The organism is Solimonas sp. K1W22B-7 (assembly GCF_003428335.1).
Taxonomy (GTDB): Bacteria; Pseudomonadota; Gammaproteobacteria; order Nevskiales; family Nevskiaceae; genus Solimonas_A.
Window position 1 is genome coordinate 1,974,345 of sequence record NZ_CP031704.1, and the last position, 16,904, is coordinate 1,991,248.

Sequence of the window (16,904 nt, forward strand, 5' to 3'; positions counted from 1 at the left end):
CCCACTTAGGGACGCTCCGAGACGCGTTCGCCCATCAGGCCGGAGGGGCGGAACACCAGCACCAGGATCAGCACCATGAAGGCGAACACGTCCTGGTACTGGCTGCCGAGGTAACCGCCGGTGAGGTCGCCGATGTAGCCGGCGCCCAGGCTCTCGATGACGCCCAGCAGCAGGCCGCCGATCACCGCGCCGCCGAGGTTGCCGATGCCGCCCAGCACCGCCGCGGAGAAGGCCTTGAGACCCAGCAGGAAGCCCATGTAGGCGTGCGCCTGGCCGTAGTTGGCCGAGACCATCACGCCCGCCACCGAGCCCAGGCAGGAGCCGAGGATGAAGGTCATGGAGATGACGTGATTGACGTTGACGCCCATCAGCGAAGCCACCTGCGGGCTCTGCGCGGTGGCGCGCATGGCGCGGCCCAGCTTCGTGCGGTTCACCAGCAGCATCAGGCCGCCCATGATCGCGGCGGCCAGCACCACGATCAGGATCTGCAGCGAGGTGATGGAGGCGCCGAGGAACTTGTGCGGCTCGCCCGGCAGGATCGCGGGGAAGGCCACGTACTGGCGGCCCCAGATCATCATCGCCAGGTTCTGCAGCACGATGGACACGCCGATGGCGGTGATCAGCGGTGCCAGGCGCGGGGCGTTGCGCAGCGGCCGGTAGGCCACACGCTCGATGGTGAAGCCCAGGGCCGCGCAGGCCGGGATCGCCATCAGCAGGCTCAGGCCCACCAGCACCAGGCCGGGCAGGTCCAGGCCCTGGCCCAGCAGCAGGTTCAGGCAGGTGATGGTGATCATGGCGCCGATCATCACGATCTCGCCGTGGGCGAAATTGATCAGGCCGAGGATGCCGTAGACCATGGTGTAGCCCAGCGCGATCAGGGCGTAGATGCTGCCCAGGATCAGGCCATTGATGAGCTGCTGTACCAGAATGTCCAAGCGGCTTTCCTGCGAGTGGAACCGGCGGTCAGGCTTGTGCTGTACCGGCCGGAGTGCGAAGGCGGGGGAGACGCGCAGGTTACGCAGGATTCGGGCCAGACTCAACGAGTTGCGCGACCGGCATTTGCATTCCCCTCTCCCGCTTGCGGGAGAGGGTGGCCGAAGGCCGGCGAGGGGATGGACCCCCGAGGTAGGGCAACGCATGGAGCAGTTGCCGGGAGAGGGTTTCTGTAATGCGTGGATTCACTGGCCGTTCCACAGTTTTACAGAAACCCTCTCCCCCAACCCCTCTCCCGCAGGCGGGAGAGGGGAGGAATCAGGGAGCAGGAGCAGCCGCATCCGGTGCGCTGCCGATGGTCTTGACCATCTTCCAGTCACCGCCTTCCACGCGGTAGACCGTGATGGCACCGCCGGTGAGGTCGCCGCGGGCGTCGAAGGCGATGCGGGCGGTCACGCCGTCGTGCAGGGTCTTGCCCATCTCGGGCAGGAATTTGGCCGACTCCACCGAGCCGGCGCGCTTCATCGCCTCGGCGATCACCATCACGGCGTCGTAGCAGTAGGGGGCGTAGAGCTGGATCGTGCCGTACTTCGACTCGAAGCGCTGCTTGAACTCCGGGCCCTTGGGCATGGCTTCCAGGGGCACGCCGGGCAGGGAGGCGGTGGCGCCCTCGGCGGCCGCGCCGGCCAGCTTCAGGAATTCGGCGGTGTGCACGCCGTCGCCGCCGAGGAATCTGGCGGTCAGGCCCAGGGTCTTCATCTGGCGCGTCATCGGTGCGCCCTGGCCGTCCATGCCGCCGTAGAACAGCAGGTCGGGACCCACGCCCTTGATCTTGGTCAGGATGGCGGTGAAGTCGGAGGCCTTGTCGTTGGTGAACTCACGCACCACCACGTTGCCGCCGGCGGCCTTCACGGCCTTCTCGAACTCGTCGGCCAGGCCCTGGCCGTAGGCCGAGCGGTCGTCGATGATGGCGATCTTCTTCGACCCCATGTCCTTCACCGCGAACTCGCCCAGCACCTTGCCCTGCTGCACGTCGTTGGCCATCACGCGGAAGGCGCCGGCGTAGCCCTGCTGGGTGTACTTGGGATTGGTGGCCGAGGGCGAGACCTCGACGATGCCGGCGTCGTTGTAGATGCGCGAGGCCGGGATCGTGGTGCCGGAGTTGAGGTGGCCGATGATCACGTTGACCTGGTCGTCGACAAACTTCTTGGCCACGGTGGTGGCCACGCGCGGGTCGGCCTGGTCGTCTTCCGACAGCAGTTCGAAGTGGACCTTTTTACCGCCGATCTCGAAGCCCTTGCCGTTGAGCTCGTCGATCGCCAGGCGCACGCCGTTCTCGTTGTCCTTGCCCAGGTGGGCCTGCGGGCCGGTCAGCGGCGAGGCATGGCCGACCTTGACCACCAGGGCGCCGTCGGCGGCCTTGGGCGCGGCGCCGGAGGCGGTGGCGCCTTCCTTCTTGCCGCAGCCGGAGACGGCCAGGGCGGCGGCGAGAACGGCGAGGGGCAGCAGCTTCTTCATGTCGCGCATTCCTGGAAGGGATTACTTACGGGCGGGCAAGGAGGAACAGCGGCTCGGGATAGACGCCCATCGCCAGCATCGCCAGCATCGCCAGCAGCAGCATGACACCGCCGGCGGACTGCGCCCAGCCCATCGACTCGCTGACGCGCTCATAGCCGGCCATCGGCTCGAACAGCGCGCTGATGACGCGCAGGTAGTAGTAGATGCCGATGGCGCTGCCCAGCACGATGCCGCTCACCATCAGCCACAGCTGCGACTCGACGCCCACCGCGATCGCGGCGAACTTGCCGATGAAGCCGGCGGTCAGCGGGATGCCGGCCAGCGACAGCATCATCGCGGTGAAGATCGACACGACGTAGGGGCGCTGCCAGAACATGCCGCGGTACTCGGACAGCGTCTCGCGGTCGCGGTCGCCGGCCGGGCTGGACACCAGCGCGATCACGCCGAACACGCCCAGCGAGGTGATCAGGTAGGTCGCCATGTAGACGCCGGCGGCTTCCAGCGAGCGGTTGCCCGGCGCCACCAGCACGATCAGCAGGAAGCCGAAATGGGCGATCGACGAGTAGGCCAGCAGGCGCTTGAGGTTGTCCTGGCGCAGGGCCAGCAGGCTGCCGACGATCATCGAGGCCAGGGCCAGGATCACCAGCGCCTTGACCACCAGCGGCGAGGCGGAGCCGCCGCCGGAGTGGAACAGGCGCAGCGCCGCGGCCAGCACGCCGGCCTTGACCACGGTGGCGAGATAGGCGGTCACCGGTGCCGGCGCCGCCTCGTAGACGTCGGGCGTCCACTGGTGGAAGGGCACGATCGACAGCTTGAACGACAGGCCGGCCAGCACCATCGCCGCACCCGCCAGCACCAGCGGCTGGCCGACGTCGGCGCGTACCAGCACCTGGGCCAGGGAAGGCAGGTCCAGGGCGCCGGTGGCGGCGTAGATCAGGGCGATGCCGAACAGCAGGGTGGCCGAGGCGCCGGCCGACAGCACCAGGTACTTGGCGCCGCCCTCGACCGCGCGGCGGTCGGAGACGGCGTAGGCCACGCCCGCCACCATCGGCAGGCTCAGCAGTTCCAGGCCGATCAGCAGGGTCGCGGCATGGTTGGCGCTGGCCAGCGTCATGCCGCCCAGCGCGCCGAGCAGGATCAGCAGGTAGATTTCCTCGCGGTCGCGCTTGTAGCCCTCGAAGTAGGCGTGGCACAGCGTCATCACGCCCAGCGTCGCCACCAGCACCATCGCCATGTAGAAGCTGGCCATGCCGTCCACCACCATCAGCGGCGTGACGTTCACCGCGCCGGCGCCGGCGGTCCAGGTCGGCAGCAGCGACAGCAGGGTCAGGTTCAGGCCGATCACCGACAACGCGGCGGTGAGGCGGTGGTGGCGGCGCACGGCGATCGCCAGCATCACCACGACGATGGTCGCGGAAATGACGAAGAACGGCAGCAGCGCGGTCAGTTGCAGGGCAGTCATGGCGTGGTCGCTCCGCTGGCCGCGGTGCCGGAGTAGATGAGGTGCACCGCCTGGATGGGCGCGTGGGCGGCGTCGATCACCGGCTGGGGGTAGAGACCCAGGCCCAGCAGCAGCAGCATCAGCACCAGCATCATCGCCAGTTCGCGCGAATTGAGGTCTTCCAGCTTGCCCTCTTCGCGCGGCGCGCCGTGGAAGGCCTTCTGCACCACGATCAGCGAGTAGACCGCGGCCAGGATCAGGCCGGAGGAGGCGACCACCGCGATCAGCGGCGCCACCGGGAAGGTCCCCAGCAGGATCAGGAACTCGCCGACGAAGTTGCCCAGGCCCGGCAGGCCCAGCGAGGCGGCCGAGAAGAACAGCATGATCGGCGGCAGGTAGGGGAAGCGCGACCACAGGCCGCCCATCTGGCGCAGGTCGCGGGTATGCAGGCGCTCGTACAGTTCGCCGCAGAGGATGAACAGCGCGCCCGCCGACAGGCCGTGGGCGATCATCTGCACCACCACGCCCTGCAGGGCCTGCTCGGTGCCGGCATAGATGCCGATGATGACGAAGCCCATGTGCGACACGCTGGTGTAGGCGATCAGGCGCTTGATGTCGGTCTGCGAGAACGCCACCACCGCGCCGTAGATCACACCGAAGGCCCCCAGCCCCATGGCGATCGGCGCGAAGTCGCGCGAGGCCTCGGGGAAGTAGGGGATGCCGAAGCGCAGCAGGCCGTAGGCCGCGGTCTTCAGCAGGATGCCCGCCAGGTCCACCGAGCCGGCGGTGGGGGCCTGCGAGTGCGCGTCGGGCAGCCAGGTGTGCAGCGGCACGATCGGCGTCTTCACCGCGAAGGCGATGAAGAAGCCGAGCATCAGCAGCCAGGCCATGTCCTTGCTCATCGGGGTGTTGAGCAGGTCGTGGTAGTCGAAGCTGATCACGCCGGTGGCCTGGTGGTGCAGGAACACCATCCCCAGGATCGACAGCAGCATCAGGAAGCCCGAGGCCTGGGTGAAGATGAAGAACTTCACCGCCGCGTAGGTCCGACCCTTGCCGCCGGGGATGTTGTGTCCCCACAGCGCGATCAGGAAGTACATCGGCACCAGCATCATTTCCCAGAAGAAGAAGAACAGGAACATGTCCAGCGCGAGGAACACGCCGACCACACCGCCGAGGTTCCACAGCAGGTTGAGATGGAAGAAGCCGACGTATTTGTCGATTTCACGCCAGGAGCAGATCACCGCCATCAGGCCGAGCAGGTTGGTCAGCACCACCAGCAGCAGCGACAGGCCGTCCAGGCCCAGGTGCACGCTGATGCCCAGGCTCGGGATCCAGGCGGCACGGAATTCGACGGACCATTGCGGCGCCGCGCCGGCCGCGGCCTGGAAGCCGGTGCCGGTGACGGAGTAGTCGCCGGTGGCCCACAGCCACAGCGAGATCGTCAGCGACAGCAGCATCGTCAGCAGGGCGATCCAGCGAGGGATGCCGAGCGACCAGCGCTCGGACTGCCAGCTCAGCAGGCCGCCGATGAAGGGGATCAGGATCAGCCAGACCAGAACCATTGCGGTCGTTCCCTATGTCCGAATCAGTGGAAGGCCACGAGGGCGATCAGCAAACAGGTACCGGCACCGGCGACGCCCGCGTACCAGCGCAGGTTGCCGGTCTGCGTGCGCACCAGCGCCGCGTTGAGGCCGCGCAGGCTGGCCGGGATCACGGCGATGAAGGTGTCGGCGATGTCGTTCTTGTTGACCTCGGCGGCCCAGACGAAGGGCTTCACGAACAGCCGGTCGTAGAGCCAGTCGAAGCCCCAGGCGCTCTTCCACAGCTGGCCGATCCTGCCGGTGAGGCCACCCTGCGCCAGGCGCGCGGGAATCTGCGGGTTCTTCAGGAACAGGAACCAGGACACGAAGATGCCGGCGAAGGACACCAGCATCGGCAGGTGCGGAATGATGCCGCCGTGGTGCTCGCCTTCCGGGATCGGCGCATGCGGCAGCACGCCATCCAGCGGCAGGTGGATCAGGCCGCCGACGATCGACAGCACCAGCAGCACGCCCAGCGGGATGTGGTGGTCCAGGCTGTGTGCGCCATGCGGCGCATGGTGCTTGGCGTCGAAGCGTTCCGGGCCGAAGAAGGTGATGAAGATCAGGCGGAAGCTGTAGACCGCGGTCAGGAAGGCGCCGAACAGGCCGGCCAGCCAGAGGTCGTGGTTACCCGTCAGATAAGCCTCGTGCAGGATTTCGTCCTTCGAGACGTAGCCCGAGGTGAACGGGAAGGCGGTGAGCGCCAGCGTGCCGATCAGCATGCAGGCGAACACGAAGGGGATGTGCTTGCGCAGGCCGCCCATCTTGAAGATGTCCTGCTCGTGGTGCATCGCCAGGATCACCGAGCCCGCCGAGAGGAACAGCAGCGCCTTGAAGAAGGCGTGCGTCATCAGGTGAAACACCGCCGGCTGGTAGGCGCCGACGCCCTCGGCCAGGAACATGTAGCCGATCTGGCTCATGGTCGAGTAGGCCAGGATCTTCTTGATGTCGGTCTGCATCAGCGCGGTGAAGCCGGCCAGCAGCAGGGTGATGGCGCCGACCACGCCGACCATGTGCAGCGCGAACGGCGACAGCGCGAACAGGTCGTTCATGCGCGCGATCAGGTACACGCCCGCGGTGACCATGGTCGCCGCGTGGATCAGGGCCGAGACCGGTGTGGGGCCGGCCATGGCGTCCGGCAGCCAGGTCTGCAGCGGCAGCTGCGCCGACTTGCCGACCGCGCCGCCCAGCAGCAGCAGGCAGGTGATGGTGGCCATCTGCGAACCCACCGCCCACTGCGTGGGGGCGATCACGGCCAGTTCCTTGATGTTGAGCGTGCCGAACTCGCGGTACAGCATGAACAGGCCGATCGCCATCAGCGTGTCGCCGACGCGGGTGATGACGAAGGCCTTGCGCGCCGCGGCGCCGTTGGCCGGGTCGGTGTACCAGAAGCCGATCAGCAGGTAGGACGCCAGGCCCACGCCTTCCCAGCCGAAGTACAGGAACAGCAGGTTGTCGCCCAGCACCAGGAACAGCATGCTGGCCACGAACAGGTTCATGTAGGAGAAGAAGCGCGCAAACGCCTCGTCGCCGCGCATGTACCAGGACGCGAACAGGTGGATCATGAAGCCGACGCCGGTGATGACGCTCATCATCGTCAGCGACAGGCCGTCCACGTGCAGCGTGAAGGTCGGCGCGAAGTTGCCGACCTTCATCCAGGTCCACAGCGGCACCGTGAGGAAGCCGCCGGCCGGCGGCGCCGACAGGAACTGCCAGATCGCGGTGGCGGTGGTCAGCGCCGAGATGCCGACGCTGCCGACGCCGATGGTGGCGGCGAGGTTCTCGGAGATGCGGCCGCGCGCGAAGGCCAGCAGCAGGAAGCCGAGCAGGGGGGCGATGAAGACGAGGGGCAGATAATTCATTGCTTATCCCTTCATCTGGCTGGCGGCGTCGACGTCCAGCGTGCCGAAGCGCTTGTACAGCTGGATCACCAGCGCCAGGCCGACACAGGCCTCGGCGGCGGCGAGCGTCAGCACCAGGATGAACATGATCTGGCCGTCGGCCGCGCCCCAGCGGCTGCCGGCGGTGACGAAGGCCAGGCCGGTGGCGTTCATCATCACTTCGATCGACATCAGCATGAAGATGATGTTGCGGCGCAGGACCAGGCCGCAGAGGCCCAGCGCGAACAGCGTCGCGGCGAGCAGGAGCGCGTGCTCCATCGGGATGGCGTGGGGCGTCATTGTTCGGATTTGCCCAGGTGGTAGGCGGCGACCAGGCCGGCCAGCAGCAGCATCGAGGCCAGCTCGACCGCCAGCAGGTAGGGGCCGTAGAGGACGATGCCGACCGTCTTGGCGTCCACCAGCGTGAGGCCGGCATCGGTCAGGTGATGGTCCGGCAGGATCACGCGGCCCAGCAGGTACAGCAGCACCGTGGCCAGGATCGCGGGGCCGGCGGCGGCCATCGGCGACAGCCAGATGCGTTCCTGCTCGACCGTGCGGCGGCCGAGGTTGAGCATCATCACCACGAACACGAACAGCACCAGGATGGCGCCGGCGTAGACGATCACCTGCAGCACGCCGGCGAACGGCGCGCCCAGCGTGAAGAAGGTGGTGGCCACCGCCAGCAGCGACAGCACGAGATACAGCAGGGCATGCACCGGGTTCGGGCTGGTCACGACCATGGCGGTCGAGAACAGCGCAATCGCGGCAGCGACGTAGAACAGGATTTCCATTGCGGTCCTTGGATCCTTTAGGGCAACAGGCCCTTGACGTCGACCGGGGCGTCTTCGTTCAGCGCCTCGCCCTTGTCCTTGCCCTTGATGGCCATGCCGGCGACCCGGTAGAAGTTGTAGTCCGGATACTTGCCGGGCCCGCTGATCAGCAGGTGTTCCTTTTCGTAGACCAGGTTCTGGCGGTTGTACTCGCCCATCTCGTAGTCCGGCGTCAGCTGGATCGCGTTGGTCGGGCAGGCCTCCTCGCAGAGGCCGCAGAAGATGCAGCGCGAGAAGTTGATGCGGAAGAACTCCGGGTACCAGCGCCCGTCTTCCCGCTCGCCCTTCTGCAGCGAGATGCAGCCCACCGGGCAGGCCACCGCGCAGAGGTTGCAGGCGACGCAGCGCTCTTCGCCGTCCGGATCGCGCGTCAGCACGATGCGGCCGCGGTAGCGCGGCGGGATGTAGGGCTTCACCTCGGGGTAGCTGATGGTGTCGCGCGGGCGCCAGCTGTGGGAGAAGATCATCCCGATGCTGCGGAACTGCGTGTAGATACCGTGCAGCACGGCCTTGAGCTGGGACATGTCTAGGCTCCCTGGCCCTGCCACAGCACGACGGCCGCGGTCACGAGCAGGTTGATCAGCGACAGCGGCAGGCACACCTTCCAGGCCGCCGACATCATGTGGTCGTAGCGCGGGCGCGGCAGCGCGGCGCGCAGCAGGATGAAGCTGGACATGAACAGCAGGCACTTGATGGCGAACCAGACGAAGGGAATCCTGTCGGTCCAGAACGGGCCTTCCCAGCCGCCGAAGAACAGCGCCACCGTCAGGCCCGAGACCATGACGATGCCGACGTACTCGCCGACGAAGAACATGCCGAACTTCATGCCCGAGTACTCGGTGTGGTAGCCGGCCGCCAGTTCCGACTCCGCCTCGGGCAGGTCGAAGGGCGTGCGGTGCGTCACCGCGATGCCGGCCAGGGCCCAGACCCAGAAGCCGAAGAACTGCGGGATGATGTTCCAGTAGCCGGCCTGCTGGTACTCCACGATCTCGCGCAGGTTGAAGGTGCCGGCCTGCATCACGATGCCCATCAGCGACAGGCCCATGAACACTTCATAGGAGATGGTCTGTGCGGTGGAGCGCAGGCCGCCGAGCAGCGCGTACTTGCTGTTGGAGGCCCAGCCGCCGAGCATCACGGCGTAGACCGCCAGGCCCGCGATGGCGAAGAAGAACAGCATGCCCAGGTCCGGTGCCGCCACGCCCCAGGTCGGGGTGATGGGCACGAACAGGAAGCCCAGCATCATCATGCTCATCGCGATCAGCGGCGCCAGGATGAAGGTGAACTTGTCGACGAAGGGCGGCGTCCAGTCTTCCTTGAAGAAGATCTTGATCATGTCCGCGATGACCTGGCCGAGTCCGAAAGGGCCGATGCGGTTGGGGCCGTAGCGGTCCTGCCACAGCGCCAGCAGGCGGCGCTCCAGCCAGATCATCCAGGCGGCCGACAGCACCAGGCTCAGCAGGATGACCACTGCCTGGAACATGGCCCAGAGGGCGGCGAGGACGACCGGGGATTTCAGCCATTCCAGCATGCGCTCAACCCCCCTTGGTCACGGTGGCACCGCTGCCGGCCTTCAGCGGCGGTACGCCGGCCAGCCCCACCGGCAGTCCGAGTACGCCGGCCGGCAGGTCCGGGCGGACGCGGGCAGGCAGGCTGAAGGTCTGGCCGTCCAGGGTGATGTCGATGCGCTCGGCGTGGTTCACGCCCAGGCGCGCGGCATCGCCGACGCTGATCGCGGCGTAGCTCGCCGGAATGCGTTTCTGGATCGGTTCGGCCAGCGACGACAGTTCTTCGCTGCCGAAGTGCTGGTACAGCGGCTCGACGCGCAGGACGCCGTTGGGCGCCCATGCTGCGGGCACGGCCGTATAGAAGGGAGGGCGCGAGGCGCTGGCCTTCAGCAGCTGCACACCCGGGTCGCCGCCGCGCAGGGCGCCGCCGACCTCGGACTGGAACTTGTTCCAGGCCTGCGGGCTGTTCCAGCCCGGGGCCCAGGCGAAGGGCAGCAGTTCCGGCGGGCGGTCGATGCCCGAGGCGCCGTTGACGCCTTCCATCGAGAACGACAGGGCCGAGTCGGCGTCCTGCGTCGAGCGCGGCTCGTGCACGAAGATGTTGGCGCGGGCGGCGGTGCGGCCGGACTGGCGCTGGGGGGCGCGCGCGATCTTCATGCCCTTGATGCGGAAGCTGGCATTCGGCGCGGCGCTGACGATGCCCTTGAGCGCCGGCAGCGCGGCCTCGGCCTGCGCCAGCACGTCGTCGAGGTTCTCGCGGGCGGCGTCGCCGTTCTGCAGCCGGTCCAGCCAGCGCCAGGATTCGGCGGTGGCGATGCTGCGGTTGTAGTACGCCGGGTCGAAGTTCTGGAAGTAGCGCTGGGCGCGGCCTTCGTAGTTGACCAGGGTGCCGTCGCCTTCGGCGAAGCTCGCCGCCGGCAGCAGGGCCTGGGCGCGCTGCGCGGTGCGGGTGTCCTGGTGGTCCAGCACGATCAGCATGGCCTTGGACAGGGCGGCATCGACCTGGGCGGCCGGCAGGCGCGCATAGAGGTCGTTTTCCACCACCACCAGCACGCTGGGCTCGCTGGCGGCGCGCGCCAGCATGGTCTCCAGGTCGGCAGCCTCGAACAGGGCCACGCCGATGCTGTTGGCCTCGGGCACGGCCAGGCAGATCTCCGCGGCCGGGTGGCTGGCCTGCAGGGCCCAGGCGATGTTGGCGGCGGCCTGGATCACGGCGGCGTCGCCGCAGCCGGTGCCGGAGATCACCAGCGGACGCTTGGCGGCCTTGAGCGTGGCGGCGATGCGCTGCGCCAGTTCGGCGGTCCTGGCGTCGAGGCCGTCGACGGCCGGGCTGCTGCTGTCCAGCGCGTGGGCGATGGCGTAGCCCAGGCGGGCGAGGTCCGGCGCGGCGGCGCGGTGCGTGGCCGCGGCGATGTCGTCGAAGCGGGTCTTCGCCGGGGTGGCGACGAACACCGGGTTGAGCTGGCGCTGCGCGATGTCGGCGGAGGAGGCGGCCTGCCAGTCCGGCACCTTCTTCTCGGCGCACAAAGTGTCGGCCTTGCCGCGGGCGGCCTGGCGCAGGGCCAGGGCGATGCGCGGTGCGGTGGCCAGCACGTCCTCGCCCAGCACCAGCACGGCGTCGGCGTCTTCCATCGACAGCGGCGTGGCGCACTTGGCGGGGCCCTGGCGCAGCACGTCCAGGCAGAGGCTGACCAGGGCCGCGTCCTGCGCGGTCTGGCCGTTGCTGAAGTTGGCGGCGCCGACCAGCTCGCGCAGGGCGTGGTTGGATTCGATCGAGGCGCGCGGCGAGCCGATGCCCAGCACCGGCTTGCCGGCCTTGAGCTGCTGGCGGATGAAGTCCAGCGCGTCGCCCGTGTCCATCGCCTCGCGGCGGCCGTCCTTGGTCACCGCCAGCTGGCGCGGACGGTCCTTGCCGTTGACGTAGCCGTAGCCGAAGCGGCCGCGGTCGCAGAGGAAGTAGCCGTTGAGCTCGCCGTGGTAGCGGTTCTCGATGCGGCGCACCTCGCCGTAGCGTTCGCCCGGGGAGATATTGCAGCCTACCGAGCAGCTGGCGCAGATGCTGGGCGCGAACTGCATGTCCCACTTGCGCGTGTAGCGCTCGGAGTGGGTCTTGTCGGTGAACACGCCGGTGGGGCAGACCTCGGTGAGGTTGCCGGAGAACTCGTTCTCCAGCGTGCCGTCCTTCTCGCGCCCGAAGTAGACGTTGGCGGCCGAGCCGAACACGCCCAGGTCGGTGCCGCCGGCGTAGTCGTTGTAGAAGCGCACGCAGCGGTAGCAGGAGATGCAGCGGTTCATCTCGTGCCCGATGAAGGGGCCGAGGTCCTGGTTGCGGTGGGTGCGCTTGTTGAAGCGGTACTCGCGGTTGTGATGACCGGTCATCACCGTCATGTCCTGCAGATGACAGTGGCCGCCTTCCTCGCAGACCGGGCAGTCGTGCGGGTGGTTGGTCATCAGGAAGGAGATGATGGTCTCGCGGAATTCCTTGGCCTCGGCGTCGTCGATCGAGATCCAGGTGTTGTCCGTGGTCGGCGTCATGCAGGACATGACGATGCGGCCCTGCTTGTCGTCGCCGTCCTTGTACTGCTTGACCGCGCACTGGCGGCAGGCGCCGACGGAATCCAGCGCCGGGTGCCAGCAGAAATAGGGGATGTCCAGGCCCAGCGAGAGGCAGGTCTGGAGCAGGTTCTCGCCGCCCTTGACCTCGTGCTGCTTGCCGTCAACGTGAATGGTGGCCATGGGTCAGCTTGCTTTCGTGGCGAGATCGCGGTGGTCGGTGATGTCCGGCAACCCCGCGGGGAGGGTGCAGACGTCGAGCTTGCTCGAGTCGATGTCGCAGACGATGCCGATCTCGAATTCGTCGCGGAAATACTTGATCGCCGACTGCAGCGGCTCCATCGCGCCGGGCGCGTGGGCGCAGAAGGTGCGGCCGGGTCCGAGCCAGCGCGTCATCTTGGACAGCAGTTCGATGTCGCCGGTCTGGCCCTGGCCGGTTTCGATGGCGCGCAGGATCTTGACCGTCCAGGGCAGGCCGTCGCGGCAGGGCGTGCACCAGCCGCAGGATTCGCGCGAGAAGAACTCTTCCAGGTTGCGCACCGCCGAGACCATGCTCTGGTCCTCGGCCACCACGGTGATCAGGCCGGTGCCCATGCGCGAGCCGGCGCGGGCGATGGTGTCGAAGTCCATCGGCAGGTCGAGGTGCTCGGGCAGCAGGAAGTCGGTGGACGCGCCGCCCGGCAGCCAGGCCTTGAGCTTCTTGCCGTCGCGCATGCCGCCGGCATGCACTTCCAGCAGCTCGCGCGCGGTGGTGCCCATCGGCAGTTCCCAGCAGCCCGGCTTGTTGGCGCGGCCGGAGACACCGTAGAGCTTGGTGCCGGCGTCGCTGGTCTTGCCCTGGTTCAGTTCCTTGAACCAGGCCGAACCGTTGAGCAGGATGTGCGGGACGTTGCACAGCGTCTCGACGTTGTTGACGATGGTCGGACGGCCCCAGAGGCCGGCGATCTGCGGGAACGGCGGCTTGGCGCGCGGATTCGCGCGGCGGCCTTCCAGCGAGTTGATCAGGGCGGTTTCCTCACCGCAGATGTAGCGGCCGGCACCGGTGTGCACGTAGAGCTCGAAGCTCCAGGCGCCACCCAGCACGTTCTGGCCCAGCAGGCCGGCGGCGCGCGCCTCGGCGATGGCCTGGTTCAGGCGCTCGGCGGCGACGACGTACTCGCCGCGCAGGAAGATGTAGCCGGTCTGCGCCTGGATCGCGTAGGCGCAGAGCGCCATCGCCTCCACCAGCTGGTGCGGCGACTGCTCCATCAGCAGCCGGTCCTTGAAGGTACCCGGCTCCATCTCGTCGGCGTTGCAGACGAGGTACTTGGTGCCGGCGTCCGGCCCCATGGGAATCAGCGACCACTTGATGCCGGTGGGGAAGCCGGCGCCGCCGCGGCCGCGCAGGTTGGCTTCCTTGACCTTGGCCTGCACGTCCTGCGGCTTGAGGTCCTTGAGCGCCTTGCGCAGGGCGGAGTAGCCGCCCTCGGCCTCGTGATCCTTCAGGCCCAGCGGGCCGGCGGCGACGTCGATCAGGCGCGTCAGCGGCTTCTGGTACTTCGGGTCGTTCGCGCTGCGCAGGCTCATGAATAGGTCCCCAGGATGCCGGCGACGTCTTTCGGCTCGACCGGACCATGCAGGTCGTCGTCGATCATCATCGTCGCGCCGCGGTCGCAGGCGCCCAGGCAGCAGATCGGCAGCAGGGTGTAGCGGCCGTCCTTGGTGGTCTGGCCGTAGTTGATGCCCAGCTGCTTCACCAGCTCGCCGCGCAGCTCGTCGTAGCCGGTGAGATGGCAGGAGATGCTGTCGCAGACCTTGATCACGTGGCGGCCCACCGGGCGGCGGAAGATCAGGCTGTAGAAGGTGGCCACGCCCTCGAGATCGGCGGCGCTGATGCCGATGGCCTCGGCCAGCACCGGGATCGCCTCGTCGGGCACCCAGCCACGGTGCTTCTGCACCGCCTTGAGCGCGTCGATGCTCGCCGCGCGGCCGTCGGGGTAGTGGGTCAGGGCGTGCTCGACCTCGTGGCGTTCCTCGTCGCTGAGGACGAACGCCGTCTTGTTGAGGTCGGCGAGTTTGATGACTTTGTCGGTCATAGCGCGGGTCAAAAGACAGGCAGTCCGCAAATGAACGCGAATGAACGCGAATGACAGGCAAAAGCGCTTTTCGATTTGCGTTTATTTGCGTTCATTTGCGGACTTGTTTTCTTCTTGGCGTTAACGGTCGACATCGGCCATCACGAAGTCAATGCTGGCGATATAGGCGATCAGGTCGGGCACCATGTGCCCGTTGATCGCCGCCGGAATCTGCTGCAGGTGCGCGAAGCTCGGCGTGCGGATGCGCGTGCGGTAGCTCATCGTGCTCGCGTCGCTGGTGAGGTAGTAGCTGTTGATGCCCTTGGTCGCCTCGATCATCTGGCTGGTTTCGCCGGCCGGCATCACCGGGCCCCAGGACACGTCGAGGAAGTGCGTGATCAGCGTTTCGATGTCGCGCAGGGTGCGCTCCTTCGGCGGCGGGCAGGTCAGCGGGTGGTCCGCCTTGTACGGGCCGGAAGGCATGTTGTTGAGGCACTGCTCGATGATGCGCAGCGACTGGCGGATCTCTTCCTCGCGCGCCAGGGTGCGGTCGTAGCAGTCGCCCTTGTGGTACACCGGCACCTCGAAGTCGAAGTTCTCGTAGCCGGAGTAGGGGCGGGCCTTGCGCAGGTCGTAGTTGCAGCCGGTGGCACGCAGGCCGGGACCGGTGACGCCCCATTCCATCGCCGAGGCGGTGTCGTAGGCGGCGACGTCGCGCGAGCGCGACTTGAAGATCGCGTTCTCGACCGCGGCCTTCTTGTATTCGTCGAGGCGCTTGGGCATCCAGTCGAGGAACTCGCGGACCTTGCGGTCCCAGCCCTGCGGCAGGTCGTGCGCCACGCCGCCGATGCGGAACCAGGCCGGGTGCATGCGAAAGCCCGTGATCGCCTCGATCACGTCATAGGCTTTCTGGCGGTCCACGAACATGTAGAACACCGGCGACATCGCGCCGACGTCCTGGGCGTAGGTGCCGTAGAACAGCAGGTGCGAGGTGATGCGGAAGAACTCGCAGAGCATCACGCGGATGGTCTGGACGCGCTCCGGCACCTTGATGCCGGCGAGCTTTTCCAGCGCCAGCACGTAGGGCAGGTTGTTCATCACGCCGCCGAGGTAATCGATACGGTCGGTGTACGGGATGTAGGTATGCCAGGACTGGCGCTCGCCCATCTTCTCGGCGCCGCGGTGGTGGTAGCCGATATCCGGCACGCAATCCACCACTTCCTCGCCGTCGAGCTGCAGCACCACGCGGAAGGCGCCGTGCGCCGCCGGGTGGTTCGGGCCGAAGTTGAGGTACATGAAATCGTGTTCGTCGGTACCGCGCTTCATGCCCCAGTCCTCGGGGACGAAACGCAGCGCCTCCTGCTCCATGTCCTGCTTCAGGGCATCGAGGTAGAAGGGATCGAACTCGGTGGCGCGCGCCGGGTAGTCCTTGCGCAGCGGGTGACCGGTCCAGGTCGGCGGCAGCAGGATGCGGCGCAGGCCCGGGTGGCCGTCGAAGACGATGCCGAACATGTCCCAGGCCTCACGCTCGTACCAGTTGGCGTTGAGGTAGACATTGGTGATGGTGGGCAGCGAGGGCGTTTCACCCTGGAGCGCCACCTTCAGGCGGACGTCACCCTTGCCGCGGGTGGCGATGTCGCGGTCGATCGACAGCAGGTGATAGATCACCGTGAAGTCGGCTGCCGGCAGGCCGGGGCGGTGCTTGCGCAGCCGCTCGTCCATCGCCGTCAGGTCGTACAGCATCCTGTAGGGCTTGGGCACCTCGTTCTTGAGGTAGCGCAGCACGTCGTGCAGGCGGTTGGCCGGCAGCCACAGCGTCGGCACCTGGTCGACGGTGGGCTGCAGGGTGAACAGGTTTTCGCCGAAGCGCGCGATCAGTTCGCGCACGACTTCGGGCAGGGTCGGGACTCCGTCGGCAGCCATGCCTTACACCGAATCCGGGCTGCGCAGGATGGTCTGGGCCTGGCGCTCCGCGTGCTTGGCATCGCGCTGCGACGGCATCTTCGCCTTGTAGATGCCCTGGTCGCCCACCACCCAGGACAGCGGGCGCCGCTCCTGGCCGATGGAGTCCTGCAGCATCATCAGGCCCTGCAGGAAGGCCTCGGGGCGCGGCGGGCAGCCCGGCACGTAGAGGTCCACCGGCAGGAACTTGTCCACGCCCTGCACCACGGAATAGATGTCGTACATGCCGCCGGAGTTGGCGCAGGAGCCCATGCTGATCACCCACTTGGGCTCCAGCAGCTGCTCGTACAGGCGCTGCACCACCGGTGCCATCTTGATGAAGCAGGTGCCGGCGATGACCATCAGGTCGGCCTGGCGCGGCGTGGCGCGGATCACCTCGGCGCCGAAGCGGGCGAGGTCGTGCGTCGGCGTGAAGGCGGTGGCCATCTCGACGTAGCAGCAGGACAGGCCGAAATTGTAGGGCCAGATCGAGTTCTTGCGACCCCACTGGACCATGTCCGAGAGCTTGGCGGTCAGCACGTTGCGGCTGACCTGCTCCTCGGTGAACGTCTCCTCGGCCGGCTTGGCGAAGGGCGAAACGCCGGTCGGACGGTTCGAGTCTATTCGGGTAAGGGTGTATGAAGGCATGGGGCTGGCTCGCGCTTGCCG

The 16,904-nt window shown here is 67.4% G+C and carries 14 protein-coding genes; all 14 read right to left on the minus strand.

Features of this window, described 5'->3' with window-relative positions; genetic code table 11:
• Positions 1-5: 5 nt before the first annotated feature.
• The 14 genes from D0B54_RS09100 to D0B54_RS09165 all read right to left on the minus strand — a co-directional run bounded on the left by D0B54_RS09100 (position 6) and on the right by D0B54_RS09165 (position 16,883).
• The gene (locus D0B54_RS09100; RefSeq protein WP_117291020.1) at positions 6-935 is read right to left on the minus strand and encodes a branched-chain amino acid ABC transporter permease; all 930 of its coding nucleotides are present in this window, start codon (positions 933-935) and stop codon (positions 6-8) included.
• Positions 936-1,251: 316 nt separating this feature from the next.
• On the minus strand, positions 1,252-2,451 hold the full coding sequence (locus tag D0B54_RS09105) for a branched-chain amino acid ABC transporter substrate-binding protein (RefSeq protein WP_117291021.1): 1,200 nt from the start codon (positions 2,449-2,451) through the stop codon (positions 1,252-1,254).
• Positions 2,452-2,476: 25 nt separating this feature from the next.
• Positions 2,477-3,913 carry an NADH-quinone oxidoreductase subunit NuoN gene (gene nuoN / locus D0B54_RS09110; protein WP_117291022.1) on the minus strand — a complete coding sequence of 479 codons (1,437 nt, stop codon included), beginning with the start codon at positions 3,911-3,913 and terminating at the stop codon, positions 2,477-2,479.
• Positions 3,910-5,454, minus strand: coding sequence for an NADH-quinone oxidoreductase subunit M (nuoM, locus tag D0B54_RS09115; RefSeq protein WP_117291023.1), 1,545 nt, complete (start codon positions 5,452-5,454; stop codon positions 3,910-3,912). Before nuoM ends, nuoN begins: the two co-directional genes overlap by 4 nt.
• Before the next feature lie 23 nt (positions 5,455-5,477).
• Entirely contained in the window at positions 5,478-7,334 is a 1,857-nt protein-coding gene (gene nuoL / locus D0B54_RS09120; RefSeq protein ID WP_117291024.1) for an NADH-quinone oxidoreductase subunit L, read from the minus strand.
• A 3-nt stretch (positions 7,335-7,337) separates the two neighbouring features.
• On the minus strand, positions 7,338-7,652 hold the full coding sequence (gene nuoK / locus D0B54_RS09125) for an NADH-quinone oxidoreductase subunit NuoK (RefSeq protein ID WP_240433576.1): 315 nt from the start codon (positions 7,650-7,652) through the stop codon (positions 7,338-7,340).
• Positions 7,649-8,143 carry an NADH-quinone oxidoreductase subunit J gene (gene nuoJ / locus D0B54_RS09130; RefSeq protein WP_117291025.1) on the minus strand — a complete coding sequence of 165 codons (495 nt, stop codon included), beginning with the start codon at positions 8,141-8,143 and terminating at the stop codon, positions 7,649-7,651. Before nuoJ ends, nuoK begins: the two co-directional genes overlap by 4 nt.
• A 17-nt stretch (positions 8,144-8,160) precedes the next feature.
• Entirely contained in the window at positions 8,161-8,706 is a 546-nt protein-coding gene (gene nuoI, locus D0B54_RS09135) for an NADH-quinone oxidoreductase subunit NuoI (protein WP_117291026.1), read from the minus strand.
• 2 nt (positions 8,707-8,708) lie between these two features.
• Positions 8,709-9,707: an NADH-quinone oxidoreductase subunit NuoH gene (nuoH, locus tag D0B54_RS09140; RefSeq protein WP_205527365.1), complete on the minus strand. Its 999-nt coding sequence runs from the start codon at positions 9,705-9,707 to the stop codon at positions 8,709-8,711.
• Positions 9,708-9,714: 7 nt separating this feature from the next.
• Complete coding sequence (gene nuoG, locus D0B54_RS09145) at positions 9,715-12,423, minus strand: NADH-quinone oxidoreductase subunit NuoG (protein WP_117291028.1); 2,709 nt, start codon at positions 12,421-12,423, stop codon at positions 9,715-9,717.
• A gap of 3 nt (positions 12,424-12,426) precedes the next feature.
• Positions 12,427-13,806: an NADH-quinone oxidoreductase subunit NuoF gene (gene nuoF, locus D0B54_RS09150; protein WP_117291029.1), complete on the minus strand. Its 1,380-nt coding sequence runs from the start codon at positions 13,804-13,806 to the stop codon at positions 12,427-12,429.
• Positions 13,803-14,315, minus strand: coding sequence for an NADH-quinone oxidoreductase subunit NuoE (gene nuoE, locus D0B54_RS09155; protein WP_117291030.1), 513 nt, complete (start codon positions 14,313-14,315; stop codon positions 13,803-13,805). The genes nuoF and nuoE overlap by 4 nt, the downstream gene beginning before the upstream one ends.
• Before the next feature lie 120 nt (positions 14,316-14,435).
• Positions 14,436-16,217 carry an NADH-quinone oxidoreductase subunit C/D gene (gene nuoC, locus D0B54_RS09160; protein ID WP_117291031.1) on the minus strand — a complete coding sequence of 594 codons (1,782 nt, stop codon included), beginning with the start codon at positions 16,215-16,217 and terminating at the stop codon, positions 14,436-14,438.
• Between the two features lie 3 nt (positions 16,218-16,220).
• Positions 16,221-16,883, minus strand: coding sequence for a NuoB/complex I 20 kDa subunit family protein (locus D0B54_RS09165; protein WP_117291032.1), 663 nt, complete (start codon positions 16,881-16,883; stop codon positions 16,221-16,223).
• Positions 16,884-16,904: the final 21 nt, after the last annotated feature.